This window comes from Campylobacter sp. 2018MI01 (assembly GCF_018501205.1).
Classification (GTDB): domain Bacteria; phylum Campylobacterota; class Campylobacteria; order Campylobacterales; family Campylobacteraceae; genus Campylobacter_E.
The window spans coordinates 1-440 of record NZ_JAHCZE010000159.1; the positions used below are offsets into that span (position 1 = coordinate 1).

At 57.5% G+C, this 440-nt stretch carries 1 protein-coding gene; it reads right to left on the bottom strand.

Annotated elements, in window-relative coordinates; translation table 11 throughout:
• Positions 1 to 92 precede the first annotated feature (92 nt).
• The coding region (locus KJQ97_RS09470) for an alpha/beta hydrolase family protein (RefSeq protein ID WP_214120702.1) at positions 93 to 440 on the bottom strand (348 nt) is incomplete at its 5' end.

Sequence of the window (440 nt, forward strand, 5' to 3'; positions counted from 1 at the left end):
ATCCCCACCACCATGTCGAAGTCCAGTCGATTTGACCGTGAGTACTCGATCAAATCGACTGGACTTGGGCCTCGACACGCCTGGGCGACAATTCATCGCTCGGCGAATTCGTCACACACCTTCACTAGTTCGGAGGCAATTAATGGCTCAAATGCAGAGTGACCTGCCATCACGATTCGCAGATCGGCACTCGGCAAGGCTCGCGACACATCGACGGCCGTGACGTCGGGGCAGCACATGTCGTAGCGTCCCTGAACGATAACAGTCGGGATGGCGGCCAGCTTGTGGGCATCACGCAGCAACTGCCCCTCAACCATGAACCCATGATTGACAAAGTAGTGGTTCTCGATGCGGGCGAAGGCCAGCGCGAAGTTTGGATCCGAGAACTCCTCGATGTGGGACGGGTCGAAGGACAACGAGGTCGTCACGCCCTCCCATGT